This is a genomic window from Paenibacillus sp. FSL E2-8871, from assembly GCF_038000345.1.
In the GTDB taxonomy this organism is placed as follows: Bacteria; Bacillota; Bacilli; order Paenibacillales; family Paenibacillaceae; genus Paenibacillus_AQ.
The window spans coordinates 3,034,952-3,053,659 of sequence record NZ_JBBOBV010000001.1 but is presented as its reverse complement, the minus strand read 5'-3'; the positions used below and the strand labels follow the sequence as shown (position 1 = coordinate 3,053,659).

Annotated in this window: 10 protein-coding genes and 1 pseudogene; 9 read left to right on the top strand and 2 right to left on the bottom strand. The window is 44.8% G+C overall.

Features of this window, described 5'->3' with window-relative positions; genetic code table 11:
- The first annotated feature begins 197 nt into the window (after window positions 1-197).
- The 4 genes from NYE25_RS13965 to NYE25_RS13950 all read left to right on the top strand — a co-directional run bounded on the left by NYE25_RS13965 (window position 198) and on the right by NYE25_RS13950 (window position 5,789).
- The gene (locus NYE25_RS13965; RefSeq protein ID WP_341146140.1) at window positions 198-2,426 is read left to right on the top strand and encodes an Ig-like domain-containing protein; all 2,229 of its coding nucleotides are present in this window, start codon (window positions 198-200) and stop codon (window positions 2,424-2,426) included.
- Window positions 2,427-2,584: 158 nt separating this feature from the next.
- A complete protein-coding gene (locus NYE25_RS13960; protein ID WP_341052248.1) occupies window positions 2,585-3,145 on the top strand; it encodes an ECF-type riboflavin transporter substrate-binding protein in 561 nt (186 codons plus the stop codon).
- A 110-nt stretch (window positions 3,146-3,255) separates the two neighbouring features.
- Entirely contained in the window at window positions 3,256-4,962 is a 1,707-nt protein-coding gene (locus tag NYE25_RS13955; RefSeq protein WP_341146139.1) for an ABC transporter ATP-binding protein, read from the top strand.
- Window positions 4,959-5,789 carry an energy-coupling factor transporter transmembrane component T family protein gene (locus tag NYE25_RS13950; RefSeq protein WP_341146138.1) on the top strand — a complete coding sequence of 277 codons (831 nt, stop codon included), beginning with the start codon at window positions 4,959-4,961 and terminating at the stop codon, window positions 5,787-5,789. The genes NYE25_RS13955 and NYE25_RS13950 overlap by 4 nt, the downstream gene beginning before the upstream one ends.
- A 52-nt stretch (window positions 5,790-5,841) precedes the next feature.
- Here NYE25_RS13950 and NYE25_RS13945 read toward each other — a convergent pair whose 3' ends face one another.
- A complete protein-coding gene (locus tag NYE25_RS13945) occupies window positions 5,842-6,828 on the bottom strand; it encodes a Na/Pi cotransporter family protein (protein ID WP_076284792.1) in 987 nt (328 codons plus the stop codon).
- Between the two features lie 99 nt (window positions 6,829-6,927).
- Here NYE25_RS13945 and NYE25_RS13940 point away from each other — a divergent pair, with 99 nt between their 5' ends.
- Window positions 6,928-8,352, top strand: coding sequence for a class I SAM-dependent rRNA methyltransferase (locus tag NYE25_RS13940; RefSeq protein WP_341146137.1), 1,425 nt, complete (start codon window positions 6,928-6,930; stop codon window positions 8,350-8,352).
- 287 nt (window positions 8,353-8,639) lie between these two features.
- Window positions 8,640-8,788 (top strand): annotated as a pseudogene (locus NYE25_RS13935) (alcohol dehydrogenase catalytic domain-containing protein); the annotation flags it as partial.
- Window positions 8,789-8,813: 25 nt separating this feature from the next.
- Here the strand turns inward: NYE25_RS13935 and NYE25_RS13930 are convergent.
- Complete coding sequence (locus tag NYE25_RS13930) at window positions 8,814-9,488, bottom strand: DUF4097 family beta strand repeat-containing protein (RefSeq protein WP_341146136.1); 675 nt, start codon at window positions 9,486-9,488, stop codon at window positions 8,814-8,816.
- Between the two features lie 248 nt (window positions 9,489-9,736).
- On the opposite strand from NYE25_RS13930, the gene NYE25_RS13925 reads away from it, so the two are divergent.
- From NYE25_RS13925 to addA, 3 genes are all read left to right on the top strand, one after another.
- A complete protein-coding gene (locus tag NYE25_RS13925) occupies window positions 9,737-10,531 on the top strand; it encodes a MerR family transcriptional regulator (protein ID WP_341146135.1) in 795 nt (264 codons plus the stop codon).
- 503 nt (window positions 10,532-11,034) lie between these two features.
- On the top strand, window positions 11,035-14,547 hold the full coding sequence (gene addB / locus NYE25_RS13920) for a helicase-exonuclease AddAB subunit AddB (protein WP_341146134.1): 3,513 nt from the start codon (window positions 11,035-11,037) through the stop codon (window positions 14,545-14,547).
- Between the two features lie 2 nt (window positions 14,548-14,549).
- On the top strand, window positions 14,550-18,668 hold the full coding sequence (gene addA / locus NYE25_RS13915) for a helicase-exonuclease AddAB subunit AddA (protein ID WP_341147728.1): 4,119 nt from the start codon (window positions 14,550-14,552) through the stop codon (window positions 18,666-18,668).
- The last annotated feature ends 40 nt before the right edge of the window (window positions 18,669-18,708 follow it).

Here is an 18,708-nt window from a genome sequence, read left to right as displayed (position 1 = left end):
TTCAAAAAAAGAATGTAGTAGCTAGCATATTACTTCCTAATATATTGATCAACCCTTCACCTGATTATCTAGTCTGAAAGTCCTGAATTTGGCTTTATGGAGTTATAGGGTAAACACTTGGTGTACAATTGTCGATATAAGTAAAAGAGTGTGGGGATAAACCACCAAACGACATTATAACCTAAGGGAGAGAACAAATGACTGTGTACAGGAAAATGACGAAAATGCTCCTCATCATGATATTGTTAGCTACTGCGGTTTTTCCGGTAAGTGTCTTTGCAGCTGCCGGCGATATCAACTCGATTGAGTTTGAAAGCTCAGCCAAAGTGCAGCTTACGGTTGGACAAACGCCAAAGCAACTGAAGGTATATGCGAATGTGGAAGGGTCCTCCTCCAAAAGAGATGTGACTGGTGCAGTGGTATGGAATTCTTCTAACACTAACGCTGTAAAAGTAGTAAATGGCTTATTGACTCCAATAGATAGCGGAAAAGCTATTATTACAGCTACTTATAATCATGCACTCGCTACTATAGAAGTAGAGGTCTCACATCCGATCAAAGAATTAAAGCTCGAATATAGCTCCGAAGGGAATTACAAATTGGGTGACGAAGAGGATAAACTGTTGGTCAAAGCCAATGCGATTGGTGGCGAAACAGCGACTTCTGCCAAGGATGTAACGGCTGATACCACTTGGAGCAGCTCCAATACAAGCGTATTGACGATTGCAGAAGGTAAGATCACACTGGCAGGTGAAGGTACTTCAACCATTACTGCCAAATACAAGGACTTAACAGCAACCTTTAAAGCAGTAGTCAAATTGCCTTACTCTGGAATTGAACTTAAAAATGATAAGGGCATCGTAATTAAGGAAATTGAAATGCTCGTTGGCGATAATCCGGTAAAAATCGCTGCGTTTACCAAAGAGACTACAAAATCGACCGCAAATGATATTTCCACGAAAGCGGAATGGTCTTCTTCCAATACCAGTGTTGCTACGGTAGACAAGGGAGAAATCAAAGTATTAGCCGCGGGAAAAGCTGTAATTACAGTAACTTATTTAGGAATTACACAAACTTTGGATGTATATGTACGTGCTCCTTATGAAGCGTTATTGCTAACTCCATCAGGCGATCAATTCTTGTTTATGGGTGAGAGCTTGAACGTCAAAGCAGAAGTTCGAGATGCTGCGAATTCCACTCCGAATGTATCCAGTAGTGCAGTATGGAGTTCGGACAACCAACTCGCGGCGACGGTTACTGCGGGTACTGATGCTGCAGCGATCACCGCAAAAGCAGTGGGAACATCGGTTATTAAAGCAGAGTACAGAGGGATTAGTAAAAGCTTTAAGTTGACGGTATATCCTACGATTACTGAGTTGGAAGCTGATAAAAAGGAACTGGACATGTACACAGAGGATTCCGTTAGTTTGCCAAAGGTCAACGGAACCAAGCTAGATGGAACGAAGCTGGATCTCAGTCAAGAAATCGAGTGGACTTCTGCCAACGATGAGATCGCCACCATCAAAGATGGCAAGCTCGTTGCTGAAAAGGCTGGTACTGTTAATATTGTCGGCAAAATAAAATCGGAGAATCCTACCTCCTCAAAAGCATCTATCCGGGAAAAAAGTGTTGTAGTGAGTGTTACAGTTAAAGATAAGGTTCATATTTTGCTCGGACCAGAGGAAAACGTTGTGATTGTTACTGGTGAAGAGAAGGCTGTTCCTGAAGTCAAAGCTGTGATGGAAAATGGGAATGAACTCGATGCTACAGGTACTATGGAATGGGAGATTACCGGTACGAATGCAATTATCAAGACAACCTCTTCCGGCAAGGTAATCAAAGGACTGGTGAAGGGTTCTGCCACTTTAAAGGGAACCTACGCTAATAAGACTATTAGTATCCCAGTTACTATTGAACAAAAGGTTACTAAAATTGTTGTAGAACCGAATGCGATTGAATTGAATATTAAAGGTTCTAAATCCATAAAGGTAACGGCTTACTACTCTAATGGTAAGACGGGGAATATCTCCAGCAGCATGAATTGGGAGTCCTCGAATGAAGCAGTTGCCACGGTTAAAAGTACATCTGTTAAAGCCATAACAGAAGGAACTGCGACGTTATCAGGTTCTTATCAAGGGCTCGCTGCTAGTGTCAAAATTAATGTAGTTCCTAAGCTATTGAAGTTGACTGTCAACGAAAATAGACTGAAGATGGCCCCGGGAGCTGTTCAGAATGCGGTTGTGATTGCGCAGTATGATACGGGGAAGACCGCTATTGTTACTGGAAGTGCGGCGTGGACTAGCTCTAAGCCTTCTGTAGCTAGAGTATCTGCTAGCGGCCAGATTGTAGCTGTGAGCAAAGGAACGGCATCCATTAAAGGAAAGATTGGCACCAAGACAGTGACGGTAACCGTTACTGTGAAATAGATAAAGCAAATCATATAATAACTCTATAAGTGGTCTGGGTCTGCAAAGCCAACATTAATGTTGCTTTGCAGATTTTTTTATTTTAATCTATATTAATTCCGACTATTCCGATGTATAATTACATAAAATAAAAAAGAAGCGTAGGGGGAGATGAAAATATGGCAAAACAAAAGGTGTTATCGATTAAGACGATTGTTGCGATTGGTATCGGTTCTGCTTTATTCGTTATTTTGGGCAGGTTCGGTTCGATTCCATCCGGAATTCCAAACACTAACATTGAGACTACATACGCTTTACTGGCATTGTTCGCACTGTTGTACGGTCCGTTTGCCGGATTACTCATTGGTCTGATCGGACATACACTGAAGGATGCGATTTTTTATGGTTCCCCTTGGTTCAGTTGGGTGATCGCTTCTGGAATTGTTGGGCTCGTTGTTGGTCTGCTTGTGGCTAGAATTGGGATTCATGACGGGGAGTTCGGACGAAAGGAACTGATTCGTTTTAATCTGGCCCAGATTGTAGCAAACGCAATCGCCTGGTTCTTAGTAGCACCTGTACTGGATATTCTAATCTATGCGGAACCAGCGAATAAAGTATTCTCACAAGGACTTATCGCCGGAGCATCCAATATAGTCACTGTAGCAGTGATTGGCTCACTACTCGCAATTGCATATGCAAAGACAAGAACGAAGCAAGGCAGCTTGACCAGAGAAGCCTGAGTAGCATATAATCCAAACCAAAAGCCGGTGGAGATCACCGGCTTTTTTATGGCTGTAAAACATATAATGGAAGTGAAATTCTTCAAACGAAGCTAAGAGGAAGGTCAAGGATGAAAAAAGCAGTGATTGAATTTAAGGATTTTAGTTTTCAATATCGAGCACAGCAGGAGCCTACACTCACAGATATCAACTTAACGATTGCCGAAGGGGAGAAGGTACTTATTGTGGGACCCTCTGGTTCTGGAAAAAGTACACTGGCTCATTGTATAAACGGACTCATCCCTTTTGCCTATAAAGGTGAAATGTCAGGGTCATTGCGAATTATGGGTCTGGAGCAGAAAGAACTTAGTATTGCGGCATTGTCGGATCAGGTCGGGACTGTACTACAAGACCCGGATGGACAATTTGTTGGATTAACGGTTGGTGAGGATATCGCCTTCAGTCTGGAGAATCACGCGGTTCAACAGGCCGAAATGATAGAAAAGGTAGTGGCTGCGGCAACAGCCGTGGATATCCACGAATATTTGGGAGCGTCACCTCAGGAATTGTCAGGTGGTCAGAAGCAGAAAACAACCTTAGCTGGTGTTCTGGTTGGTAATGTGGACATCCTGTTGTTTGATGAGCCTTTGGCAAACTTAGATCCATATACCGGCACAAAAGCGATTGAGCTTATTGACCGAGTGCAAAAAGAGACCGGTAAAACGGTTATTATTATCGAGCACAGACTCGAGGAAGTACTTCACCGTGCGGTGGACCGCATTATTGTGATCCATGACGGACGCATTGCGGCGGATATGCCAGCCGCTGAGCTATTAAGCACTCGCTTACTTTCAGAAGTAGGTATTCGGGAACCTCTCTATTTAACGGCTTTAAAGTATGCAGGATGTACGATTGCATCAGATATGAATCCACAGCATATAGATGAAATTCGGCTGGACTCTTGCTCCATCAAGCTTGAGTACTGGTATGATAATAATAATTCGCAGCAGGATAAACGTGAGAGTCTACCTATCCTTGAGTTACATGATGTTTCATTCGGTTATGAGAAGAGCAGACCAGTACTTCATAAACTTAACCTTCTTATTCATAAAGGAGAGATGGTCTGTATAGCTGGGAGAAATGGTGCTGGGAAATCCACGGTATCTAAGCTTATCTGTGGCTTTTATAAGCCCACTTCCGGTTCGATATTGATGAACGGAAGGGATATTGCCAAGGATACGATTAAGGAGCGGGCAGAGCGGATCGGTTTCGTGATGCAGAATCCTAATCATATGATTTCTAAGACGCTTTTATATGATGAGGTTGCGCTAGGCCTTAAATTACGAGGGGTGTCCGAGGAGATTATTCGTGAGCGAGTGCATCATGTTTTGAAAATATGCGGTCTATACGCTTTTCGTAGCTGGCCTATCTCTGCGCTCAGCTACGGACAGAAGAAACGTGTGACTATTGCTTCTATTATGATCCTGGAGCCGGAAGTGATCATATTAGATGAGCCGACTGCAGCACAGGATTATAGGCACTACAACGAAATGATGGAATTTCTTTTGACGCTTCGGGAACAGGGAATGACGGTCATTATGATTACGCATGATATGCATCTTATGCTGGAGTATGCCGATAGAGCTGTAGTGTTGTCTGATGGTGTTAAGCTTGCTGATGATAGCCCTGAGCGAGTATTAACCAATATAGAAGTAGTGAGGAATGCTAATTTGAAAGAGACCTCACTATTTACATTGGCTATGAGGGTCCAATTGGATCAGCCAGAAGAGTTCGTAAGAAGATTTATTGCATACGACAGGAGGAGCCGGGGCGGATGAAGGCCACAATGTTAACTTTTACGAAGCAAGATTCACCTATTCACCGTCTTACAGGCGCTACTAAGCTGATTTTATTTATAGTGTGGTCTGTGACAGGGATGATTACATATGATACAAGATGTCTAATAGTGATGCTATTATTTAGTTTGATTGCCTTTAGAGTCTCTAAAGTTCAATTTCAGGATTACGCTTTCGTACTATATTTTATCCTGATCTTCTTTGTGCTTAATCATATAGCTATCTTTATTTTTTCTCCATTGGAAGGTGTAAAGATATACGGTTCACGTCATGATATTGTTCATCTTGTAGGTCGGTATACCGTTACATATGAGCAGCTATTCTATCAATTAAATATTGCCCTTAAGTATGCAGTAGTCATTCCTATGGCACTGTTGTTCCTTCTAACGACAAATCCTAGTGAATTCGCAGCATCTTTAAACCGGATTGGTGTGAATTATAAAATTGCATATTCTGTATCGCTTGCGCTGCGGTACATTCCGGATATCCAAAGAGATTATGAGAATATATCGTTCTCTGCTCAGGCACGGGGAATAGACATTTCTCGAAAAGAAAAGCTGCCTAAGCGGCTTAAAAATATCATTTCGATTCTAATGCCCTTGATTCTGACTAGCATTGAGCGAATTGAGAATATTAGTACGGCTATGGAGTTACGTGGCTTCGGAACTAATAGAAAACGGACTTGGTACAGCAGTCGTCCGTTCTCAAGAAATGACTATATTGCTTTAATCTTATTCGCTCTGATCGCAATATCTTCGACGGTAATCACTTTTTACGATGGATCGCGGTTTTATAATATTTTCGATTGAAGTATAATAGTACAGTTGTGGAAAGTTTGGGATCAGGCGTTACAGTATATTGTTACGATTGAAGACGTTTCTCCAGTCTTGACCATACAGGCAGGTAACATAATGGCAGTGCGATTAGCGAGCATACTACATTAAAAATAGTCTGTGCATGGGCGATTTGTGAGGCGGCTCCTCCGCCAATCCATGCAGCAGTTGCTTGTAGGGGACCGATTAGAGGTAGGAACAGTAGCGCACCGCCTACATTGAGCGCAACATGCGACCAAGCGACGAAGACGCCGGAAGATGAGCCGCCGATGGAAGCAATGACTGCCGTGACGCAGGTACCGACATTAGCACCGAGCACGATGGCTATGCCGAGCTCTGGCGGCATGGCACCCGAGGCGGCAATACCCATGGCCATGGCTATAACTGCTGCGCTGCTATGTAACAGGGCAGTTAAGCAGGCACCTGCGGCGAGTCCCCATAGGGCACTTGTGGCTGCATGATTCAGGAACCAGAGGAATAGGCCACTCTCTTGAAGAGTTCCGCCGATGGATTGCATGACTGCGATTCCCCATAAGACTAGGGCGAATCCTGATACAGCCAGGCTGATGAATTGCAGCGGCTCTGATATTTTCCGGCACAGTGCTACCGCCCGTGACGTATGTGGTAACTCGCCTGCTATAACCGCAGCTGCCCACAGACTCAGCGAGGCAGCCAGCAATGGGGAGGCCATGGAATTGATCTGAAGTCCGATCAGTTCTGTGGTCAAAGTAGTGCCGATGTTGCTACCTAAGATAATGCCTAGTGTACGAGCATAGGTGAGCAGGCCGGCATTCACCATACCGATCGTTAGCACGGTTACAGCCGTGCTGCTCTGAAGCAGGGCCGACAGCAAGCTACTGGCAATCATTCCTTTGATTGGTGTAGAGGTAGCCTTATTAAGGCTTCTAGTCATCAGAGGGCCTGCGAGCTTGGACAAGGCTGTTTCCATAAGCTTCATGCCAGCCAGAAAGATAATAAGACCATATATGATAGGGAAAAGCAGTTCACGGAACATAGGGCATACTCCTTTGGACGAGGGTTGTACACCAATATATGAAAGTAACAAGTAGGACATGTATAAAATCATTTTTAGAAAAACAGGGAGTTGAAGTCATTGGCATCGGTTATTTTAGAACGCAATCGTAAAAAAAGACTGGAACAGGGCCATCCATGGGTCTACGCAGGTGAAGTTGCATCAGTTGAAGGAAACCCAGAGGCTGGGGGATTAGTTGATGTCCTTAACCATCAAGGTCGGTTTCTGGCTGTAGGATATTACAATCCAGCATCGCAGATTCGGGTGAGAATTGTATCACAGGGACCGTTGGCTATAATGGACACCGCTTTTTTCGCAGAACGGTTTACGAATTGTCTACAGCATAGAGAACGTTTCCTTCCTGGGGCAGATGCTTACCGTTTGGTTTATGGAGAGGCGGACTTTTTGCCAGGGCTTATTGTGGATCGATTCGGGGATATTCTGGTTGTGCAGCTCCTTACACTTGGAATGGACAAGCGCCGTACAGAGATTGTTGAAGCACTTGTACAGGTTATGACACCGCGTGGTATTTATGAACGCAGTGATGTTAGCGTGCGCGAACTGGAAGGGATGGAGCAGACTACGGGTGTGCTGTACGGGGAATGCCCGCGTCATGTTACCGTAAGTGAGAATGGCCTTAAGCTGGTAGTAGATATCGAAGAGGGCCAAAAGACAGGCTACTTCTTTGATCAGCGTGAGAATAGAGCATCCATTGCCCCACTCATGAAGGGCTGGGGTGGACGAAGTGGCATTACGCTGCAAGAAATCGAAGCAGAAGATGGCTCGTTACAAACTTTGCCGGTAAACAAGAGTGGTAAACACGTAACCTTCCCTTATTGGGATGGTGCTACAGTGCTGGAATGTTTCTCGCACACAGGCAGCTTCACTCTGCATGCTTGCAAGTATGGCGCGAAAAAAGTAACCTGCCTTGACGTTTCTGCTCATGCCATAGAGAGTGCCAAGGTCAATGTGGAGCTGAATGGCTTTAGTGATCGAGTGGAATTTGTAGTGGATGATGCTTTTGCTTACCTGCGCAATCAGGTAAAAGGTCTGGAGGAACGTTCGGAGCGGGCGACGATTGCAAGCGGAACGGAATCAACAGTAGCGTCTACAAATGCTAAATCCGGAGGCAAAACAACCAAAACGGATACCTCCAAGCCGATGACAGCAGGTGGAGGTAAAACTTGGGATGTAGTTATCCTAGACCCTCCAGCGTTTGCGAAAACTAAAAGTGCAGTAGCAGGTGCTTGCCGTGGTTACAAGGATATTAATCTACACGGCATGAAGCTGGTGAACGAAGGCGGATATTTGGTTACTGCAAGTTGTTCTTACCACATGCAGCCGGATCTATTCCTTGAGACGATTGCCGACGCAGCTAAAGATGCAGGTAAAGTATTGAGACTTGTGGAATGGCGTGCAGCAGGCAAAGACCATCCGCAGATTCTAGGCGTTAACGAAGGACACTATCTGAAGTTTGCGATTTTTGAAGTGCGGAGTAAGAAATAAGCTGGCTGTTCATATAGGTAATGGATTTTATTCCGTAAAAGGAGTCTTCGATTGAGGCCTCTTTTTACGGATTTTTTGCTATGTTCTAAGAAGAGTAGGATTCGGGATTAACAAGGTACGTCCGCTTAGTCCGAAAAGTTGCCAAAACAGCACGAAATTCATGAATGGCGACTCCTGAGTCTCAATGTAATTCAGAAAGTATAAGCCGCTGTAATGCGGCTTATACTTTATTTTGATGGAAGTCACGATCAAGCTTAATTTTGACCCTCGGGTACATCATAAAATAATCGATTTACGGGTCGGATCAACAAATTTATCAAGGTGATTTTCCATTACAAGAGGGATATTTTATCGGTCATAGGCCGGTGGAATAGTCGAAGAGGTAGGACCAGAAGTTTCAAAAGTGAAACAGGGGTTATCCCTTGTATTTGATTTCATACGAGCCAATATTTAACTACTGGCTACTCAGAAAATTGTAAGGTAATATCGCCGTTATTTGTATAAGCAGATAATTTTTTCGAACCATTCTCTTTATTGGCAGGTAAATTGCTATCTCCTTTCTTTACCTTGCTTAAGATCGCGAAATCATCATATGACCCTGAAATTGAACCGCTAATATTTCCGTTTTTTGTTTCAAGGGTTATAGCCGTCCCTACATTCAATTTGTCCAGTTGGATATTTCCGTTATTTATGTTTACTTCCACTGTCCCTAAAAACACGATTGTCGGTAATACAATACTTTCATTTGATGTTTTTAAAGTCAAATTTTTTAAAGTTGCATCAGGTATCGATACCTGAATAGTTCTGGTTACTTGCGAGCCTTTTCCTCCGATATAGTCGTTCCATTCCTTATTACTGTCACTTACCATTGACAGTTCTTTATCGTCAGATAGATCAATCTTGTAAAAATTTTTCTCACTTTCATAGTAAACAATATGAATTTGTTCATCTTTAGATTGGAGGATACTTATTTTTTTGTCCTTTACATCAATTGTTAAGGTATCAATCTTTTGGGCAGGTATGGTGTAATTTTTTTCCTCCATGGAAGTGGAGTCGGAGGAACATCCTGCTAATGATATCAATAGTGTCACCAATGTGCATATAGTAGTTAGTAATTTTTTTGCAGTACTTTTCATTGTAAAATGCTCCTTCGTTAAATCATTTTTCTTTTAAATATAGCCAGTCCTACGAATTCCAATCTTAAGCTGCTATGCAGACAAATTCAGATATACAACAAAGGATAATCCTTTGATACATGATTTAGTTCTTCATATTTGCCTTCCTCTCTGGTAATAAATTCATTTTGTATTTCGTTGCGTTTATCAGTCGCATATGTTTTAATCATCATAAACTTTTGTGTTACAAAAAGGTCAAGAGGGTAGATATGAACAACTATTTTACAATTAAGCAAGCAGCAGAGATCGTAGAGATGACCACTGAGACCTTGCGGCACTATGATCGTATTGGATTAGTCAAGCCATGCTATAAAGATGAATTGTCGGGATATCGATACTATTCCGAGCAGGAGCTCGTAAAGCTGCAAACCATTGAACTGCTCAAAGCAATGGACCTTACTTTAATGGATATTAAAGATATTTTGCAGCAGAATGATCTCTCTAAAGTAATTGCATTTCTAAAACAAGCAGAAAAAAGAGCAGACGATAAAATTGCTCGTCTGCAGTATGCAAAATCGAAAATTAAACGTGCCTATCTACATTATGAAAATAAGTTCCACGACGGTTATAGTCAAAGTGAAAATTACTTTGTCAGACACATAGAGGAAAGGGTAATTATGCTTTCGAATAAAATGGAAAGCCCCACACTTAAGAATTTATGGGACTATCACAGACATTTCTATCAACAAATTGAAACGTCTCTGCATTCACAATTTCTGTTTGAAGATATGGCAGGAATGTTCACGACTGAAGGAATAACACGATTATTTGCTGTTTGCTTGAAATATCCGTCTTTAGAGGGGCTGACTGTGCTACCAGAAGGGGACTATCTGTGTGCAATTTGTACCGAAGAGAATAAGAATGCTGTATTACAAAATTTACTTGAAAGGGCAAAGACGGAATACGATGTGTGTCCAGATTTTGTTCTTCATAACATTATTGTGACTGGAATATTGCAGTGGGATTATCAGATACAACTGTTCATTAAGAAACGCTCATGTTAGATGAAATACAAAGGAAAGGTTTAGGAAAAGAAAAATATTTGATTGAAAGTCGCTAATTTAGCGGCTTTTTTTGATTAAGGAATCATGTTTCTTGCCCTTGACTGAGGACAAGAACGTTATACTTCGCCGATTAGATAAATATTTAACTATAGTTCAATGTTATCTATTAAGCTAACTGGCAGATTAACGCTATAAGCGAACCCGAATCTCGAACCCTAACTCTACGCTCCAAACAGAAAGCATCGAACGTTGCGCACCGGGTATTAACAAACTAGAAATACTAAACAGCAAGTCACCAAAATACAATAGTTGCTGTTTACTTCGTAGCTTTTTTATTGTAAATCATTAGAAAATACTAGCAAACGCATGTTCTGATATGTGCAGCTATGTTATACTGAGGGGACGAGGAACGACTGAACTTTTTCATTTGAACATTATCAAACGGTGAGTATTTCACCTTGTATCATATACATTTTCTCCGCTACGGAAGGAGTCTATCATTTATGTCGGTAACCTTTTTACTAGGCCGCTCTGGTAGTGGCAAGACAACAAAAATATGGGAGTCTATTTCTTCTTCATTAGAGAAGGAGCCTCTTGGCGCGCCGATCATTATTCTTGTACCTGAACAAGGTTCCTTTGGAGCAGAACGGGGGCTTTTGACCGTAGGGAATGTGAAGGGAAGCATTCGGGCGCAGACACTGAGCTTTTCTCGGCTTGCCTATCGAGTGAAACAGGAAACTGGAGGCAGCGCTAGTCTGCCGATCAGTGAAGAGGGTAAAAAGATGTTGATTTACAAAATCATCAGTCGCCGTAAAGAGGAACTGAAATTATTCGGTGCCTCTGCCGACAGACCGGGTTTTGTCGAACGGTTGAATCAACTGCATACGGAGATGAAGCGTTGCTGCTTGGCTTCCTCTGATTTAGAGGAGCAGTTATCCGCAATGCGAGGCGCTATTGCAAGAAGTCCTATTCTTGAAGGCAAGCTGGATGATTTACAGCTGGTATTCAGCGATTTAGAGAAGGAAATGTCACGCCTCTATATCGACGAAGAGGATCGTTTAGCGGAACTAGCTGAGCATATTCCTGATTCCTCTTACATTCGCGGGTCGGAGATTTGGGTAGATGGGTTCCACGGCTTTACCCCGCAGGAATTCGTAGTGCTTCGAGAATTGATGCAGCAAGCATCGAAGCTGACCGTGTCCCTTACACTTGATCGTTCGTATCCCTATGGAGATCAGTTGAATGAGCTTGAATTGTTTCACCCAACTGCGGTTACTTACATTAAACTGCGTGGAATAGCTGAAGAGCTGGGCATTGATGTGTGGGACGAGCTTCTGGAGCCAGCGGTTCTTCCGCGTTTTGAAGAAAGTCCTGTTCTTGCTCATCTCGAAAGGGGATATGACCGCCGAAAGGTCTGGATGGGTGCAGATGAACTGGCAAATGAAGCGATATCTATAGGCGCAGCAGTTTCTCATAGAGCAGAGGTTGAGGGAGCACTGCGTGAAATGATCAGACTGGCGCGAGATGAAGGTGCAAAATATGGTGAAATGGCCGTATTGATGCGTAATATTGGAGATTACGAGCAACTGATTAAACCGTTGTTCCAAGATTACGGAGTACCTTTTTTTCTGGACCAGAAGGTAAATGAGCTGCACCATCCATTGGTAGAGTTTGTACGCTCCGCATTGGATGTGGTGCGTCGACGCTGGCGCTTCGAGGATGTATTCCGCTGTGTAAAGACAGAGCTTTTGCTACCGCTGGACGGTAGTATTACGCGTGAGGATATGGACGCCTTAGAGAATTATGTGCTGGCTTGTGGGATTCAAGGGTATCGCTGGACGGATGGCCGTTCATGGAAAGGGATTCCTAGCTTGTCGCTGGAAGGCGGCAGACAGATGGATGAAGAACTGCTTGCTACAATGGAGCGATGCCGTGCTAGTATAACGGGACCTCTATTTGCTTTTGAGAAACGGATACAGAAGAGTAGAAGCGGCCTTGAACTATGTACCGCAGTGTACAAGCTGCTTGATGAGACGGATGTTGCCCGAAAGCTGGAGAAACTTAGTGTCGGTGCTATGGAGAAGGGGCAACCCGAGAAGGCTAGAGAACATAGTCAGCTGTGGGGTGCAGTGCTTGATCTGCTAGATCAGATCGTCGAGATGATGGGCAACGAGAGACTTGAATTTGATGTGTTCACCGGAGTCCTAGAGACAGGACTTGCTGAGCTTAAGATGGGACTTGTTCCTCCCGCGCTCGATCAAGTACTGGTTGGTAACATGGATCGGACTCGACCAACGGGAGTTAAATACGCTTTTTTGCTTGGATTTAATGAAGGTGTTGTGCCTGCGCAGTTTAAGGAAGATGGAATTCTCTCGGAAGGCGAACGCTCTGTGCTTGAGAACGCCGGTATGGAGCTTGCTCCTGGTGCTTCTCGTAAGCTGCTGGACGAGCGGTTTTTGATCTATAATGCGCTAACGACAGGAAGTCGAAAGCTCTGGATTAGCTACGCCACTGCTGATGATGAGGGCAAGGCGCTTCTTCCCTCTGAGGTAATCCGTCATTTGCATAGAATGTTCCCAAGGGTTCATGAGCACAGCTTGGCAGCACTTCCACCTGTAGGACTACCAGAAGAAGTCAGAGATTCCATTCACCTCGGTTACATTGGTCATCCAGAACAGAGTCTTCGTGCATTGATTATGCAGCTACGCCAGTGGCGCCAGGGGACGGAGATACCTGAATTATGGTGGGATGTGTATAACTGGTTCGCTGCTGATGATATTCGTAGTCTCGAATTGAAACGTCTGCTCAGTTCATTGTTCTACCGTAACGTGGGAACGAAGCTAAAACGTGGAACAAGCCTTAGATTGTACGGTGGATCGACACTGCGAGGCAGTGTGTCCCGGATGGAGAAGTTTGTTGCTTGTTCCTTCTCCCATTTTGCATCTTACGGACTTAGACTGAAGGAACGCCAGCTATATAAGCTGCAAGCACCTGATATTGGACAACTGTTCCATGCTGCATTAAGTGACATGGCGGTAAGACTGAAAGAAGAGGGCCGCGGCTGGGGAAGCTTGTCTCCAGAGGAATGTCGGCGTGAGGCAAGTGAGACGGTAGAACGTTTATCGCCGATGCTGCAGGGTGAAATTCTGATGAGCTCTAAACGTTACGGATACATCTCACGCAAGCTGAAAAATATTGTTGGACGTGCTTCTGTAATTCTGGGCGAGCATGCCCGCCGAGGCAGCTTTGAGCCGGTAGGGCTGGAGCTGGATTTTGGACCGGATAAGGAGTTGCCTCCTTTAAGAATTACGCTGCCGAATGGCTGTGTGATGGAGGTTGTTGGACGGATTGACCGTGTAGACATGGCCCGAGGAGAGAATGGAATTCTTCTGCGGGTGATTGACTATAAATCGAGTCAAAAAGACCTCAAGCTGCACGAGGTGTACTATGGATTATCGCTACAGATGCTGACCTATCTGGATGTGCTGCTTACGTATTCGGAGCAATGGCTCGGGCAACCGGCGCTTCCAGCAGGGACACTGTATTTCCACGTACATGACCCACTGTTAACCTCATCTAACGGGATGAACAAGGAACAGGCAGAACAAGAATTGCTGAAACGCTTCAAGATGAAAGGACTGCTTACAGCAGACCGCGAGGTAGTATCCCTGATGGATACGACTTTAGACAAAGGGTATTCTTCTATCGTGCCTGTAGCAGTAAAAGCTGATGGCAGTTTTTATAGTAGTGCTTCTGTAGCTACACCAGAGCAATGGGGACACTTATTATCATCCGTTCGGGGAACGATCTCGGATATCGGGACACGTATTACGGAAGGTGATGTGGCGATTGAGCCATACCGGATTGGGCAAGAGACAGCCTGCACATTCTGTTCCTTTAGACCCGTCTGCCAGTTCGATGAAGCCGTGGAAGGCAATGGCTACAACAATCTGGGTAAGCCAGGGAAGGACGTTATTTGGGATCTGCTGTCCCGCAAAGGAGGAACTACACCGTGAGTATGAAGTCTGAAATAGAAGCGAAACCGGAAGGAAGCATATGGAGTGATGACCAGTGGCGCGCCATCGCTGAGAGCGGTGATGATATCCTCGTTGCCGCGGCGGCAGGTTCCGGTAAGACAGCGGTACTTGTAGAACGGATTATTCGCAAAATCAGCAAGGAAGAGAATGGCTTTAGCGTAGATAGATTGCTAGTAGCTACGTTTACCAAAGCTGCTGCTGCCGAGATGCGCCAGCGGATTAGGGAAGCACTAGATCGGGAGCTTGAGGAGAATGGAGAGAATGACCATTTACGCCGTCAGCTGTCGTTGCTCGGGAAAGCCTCGATTACAACACTACACTCCTTCTGTCTGGAAGTGATCCGGCGTTATTATCAGATTATTCCTATAGATCCTGGTTTCCGTATCCTGAACGAACATGAAGCAGAGATGATGCGGCAGGAGCTGCTTCAAGAGCTACTGGAGGAAAAATACGGTGAAGTAGGTGAAGATGGCGCGGACAGCGTATTTGTACAGCTTGCTGACTGGTTCAGTGGTGAACGCAGCGATGATGCGGTACATGCGCTCATACAGCGACTGCATGATTATGCCCGCAGCCATCCTTGGCCAGAGCAGTGGCTTCGTGATACCGCAGCTGATTTCTCATTACCTGACACAGATAGCTTGGGTCGAACTCCTTGGGTGCTAAGTATTCTTGAAGAAGCGAAGCTGACCCTTGCGGGTGCAGCCAGTCAGCTTATCCAAGGCCGGGAGGTCGCGCTACAGCCGGGTGGTCCGGCGCCTTATGCCGAGAATTTGACGACTGACCTTGAGATGGTAAATGCATTGCAGGAGGCTGTGAATGAACGGCCATGGGCAGAATTATATGATATTTTCATGGAAGTATACTTTGGAAAATTGAAAGCTTGCAAGAAGGATTCGACAGATCCTGGACTGCAGGAAATGGTTAAAGAACTGCGCGATAGTGTGAAGAAGAGTATTTTAGATCTTCAGAAGGCATTGTTTGGCCGTCCTGCAGATGTTTTTTTGAGAGAACTGAACGAGGCGGCTCCTCTTATGGCAGAGCTTGCTGAGACGGTGATAGCGTTCGGTGAACGTTATCGAATCGAAAAAGCAGGACGGGGTCTCGTCGACTTTAGTGATTTGGAGCATTATTGTCTGCAAATTTTGCGCCATCCTGATTCTCTACCAGGCCATTCCCTGCCTTCTGATGCAGCGATGGAGTACCGTGCCCAATTCGATGAGGTCCTGTTAGATGAATATCAGGATACGAATAGTGTGCAAGAAGAGATTGTGCGGCTTATCTCCCGCGAAACACCTGGTAACCGATTTATGGTCGGAGATATGAAGCAAAGTATTTATCGGTTCCGTCTGGCAGAGCCGGGGCTGTTTCTGGATAAATACCGTAGCTTTGGCTCTAAGAATGCCGGAGGTGGCAGTAATACAGTTGGCGAATCCGAGTTAAGCGAGTTATCTGAGAAGCCTAATGAATCGTCCGGCGGTTCGGTTATCGATCTAGCCCGTAATTTCCGTAGTCGTATGGAGGTTGTAAATGCCGTAAATATGATTTTTCGGCAGATTATGAACGAGACAGTGGCGGAGATTAATTATGACGAGCGTGCTGAGCTTGTGTATGGAGCGAATTTCCCGGGTGCAGCAGAGAAGGGGCCAGATACTTTTTTTGCACCAGAGCTATTATTGATCGATCGCGGAGCGGCAGCAGGTAAATTAGAAGAGACTGAGGACGGTGAGACTCCACTTCAGGAAAGTGAAGCTATTGAAAGTGAGACTGCGCAACTGGAAGCACGGGCGATTGCTCGCCGCATTTTACAGATGACTGGCCTGAATGGCGGATCTCCGCTGCTGATTTATGATAAAGGGCTTAAGATTATGCGCCCAGTGATTTATGGTGATATCGTGATTTTGCTTCGTTCGGCGAGAATATGGACCCCTTTAATTATTGAAGAGCTTCGGATGGAGGGAATCCCTGCTTACGGGGATCTGAATAAAGGCTATTTTGAAGCTACAGAAGTAGAAATTGCACTCTCACTCTTAAAAATAGTCGATAATCCTCAGCAGGATATTCCACTCGCTGGTGTGCTTCGTTCACCTGTTGTTGGTTTAACTGAAGAGGAACTGGCTAAAGTTCGGATGTACAGCCATGGTTCTTTCTATCGTGCTGTACAAATGGCAGCAAACATGCAAGATGCAAACGAAGCTGAGGAAGAATACGATCTTTTCTCGGCTCATGTGATAGAAACAGCAAGTGCAGCGGAAGAGAAAGTTACCTCAGATAATAATGATGAAGTCATTAATGAGGTGGAATCTGGAAGTGGAGCTTTACCGCAAATCAGCCTAAAGCTGAAGCAAAAGCTTAAGAATTTTCTAGAACGGCTTGAAAGCTGGAGAGATGCGGCTAGACAAGGCAGTCTCAGTGAGCTGATCTGGCGTATTTATGGTGAGAGTGGCTATCTGGAATGGGTTGGAGGCTTGCCTGGTGGCTCACAGCGACAGAACAATCTTAAAGCTTTGTATGATCGGGCTGTTCAATTTGAGAATGATACTGCGGCGCGTGGGTTGTTCCGTTTTCTGGTGTTCATTTCACGGCTTCGTGAGAATGGCGGAGATCTTGGTGTAGCTGGTAGTGGCGGTGAAGAGGGCAATGGGGTCAGAATTATGACCATCCATAAATCCAAAGGCTTGGAATTCCCTGTTGTTTTTATAGCGGGCATGGCGAAGCAGTTTAATCGACAGGATTTGCATTCTCCTTTCCTGATGCACAAAGAGCTTGGCTTCGGGCCACGTTTTGTGGAGCGGGAAACACGGGTCAGCTACCCAACGCTTCCTTATTTGGCTATTAATCGTCGTACACGACTTGAATTATTGGCTGAGGAAATGCGGGTATTATATGTAGCTTTAACTCGTCCGAGAGATAAGATGATTCTAGTCGGTACCGTAAGAGATTTACCACGGAAAATTGCTAGCTGGAGCAGTGTGCAGAATCGGGATGAGCTACTGCTTGCTGATCATTTACTAGCCCGGGGTCGCAGCTATCTGGACTGGGTTGGACCGGCATTGATCCGGCATCCGGCGGCGGCTATTCTTCGGAAGCTAGGCGGCTCTGAAGGTACCGTCTCGACAGTGCTGCACAGCGATGTCTCGAACTGGAGCATCAGTGTGCAGAATGCTTCCGAACTGAATTCCGGGGCGTTCCTTCCTTCGGATGACTCAGAGGACAAAGCAGAAGAACGTCAATCTGTACTCAAGGCGCTGCAAAAAGGTGAATCTGTAAGCGTCTATGGATCAGTGAATAGCGATGAAATTGCTAGAAGACTAGAATGGCCTTATCCGTTTGCGGCTGCCTCTGGTATTCCGGCCAAAACCTCTGTTACAGAGTTAAAATCTTTGTTGTCGATGCAGGACCAGCCTTCTTATGATCTTCTAGAGGAAGGTGGCTATCCTGTCACCTCAACAGAAAACAATAAACGCACAGATGTGGCAGGAGCAGACAGTCTGCACTTGCGGCGTCCGAAATTTATGGAAAAGCGCAGTCTAACCCCAGCGGAGCGCGGGACAGCCTTCCATACGGTTATGCAGCATATTCCGCTGGAGGGTTCTGTTGATCCTAAAGTTGTGGAAGAAACATTAGCCCGTTTGCAGAGATTAGCTATTCTTACTGCTGAGCAGGTGGAGGCGGTAGCCCCTGATCAGATAGAGACTTTTTATGCGAATGAACTTGGTCGTAGATTAATAGATTCTTCTTGGAAGCTTAGAGAAATGCCATTCAGTTATATGCTTCCCGCAGGCGAGGCTTATATAGGGCTCGATTATATGAATAAAGCCGTCTCAGAGCTAAGCCATGGAAATAATAATGAAGGCTTTAGTGAAGGAGTGCTGATCCAAGGGGTGATTGACTGCCTGTTCCGCGAGGAGGACCGGATTATTTTGTTAGACTATAAGACGGACTCTGTTTTAGAACATCAGGGTGGGTTAGAAGCGCTTAAGGAAAAATATCGTTTTCAGCTAGAGTTATACAGCAAGGCATTACATGATATTTTGGGAGAACCGATCAGCGAGATTTGGCTGTACTTTTTTGACGGCGGACATGCTGTGAAATTATAAATCTATTCATTACCGCATAGGAGCGGGGAAAGAGGACGAA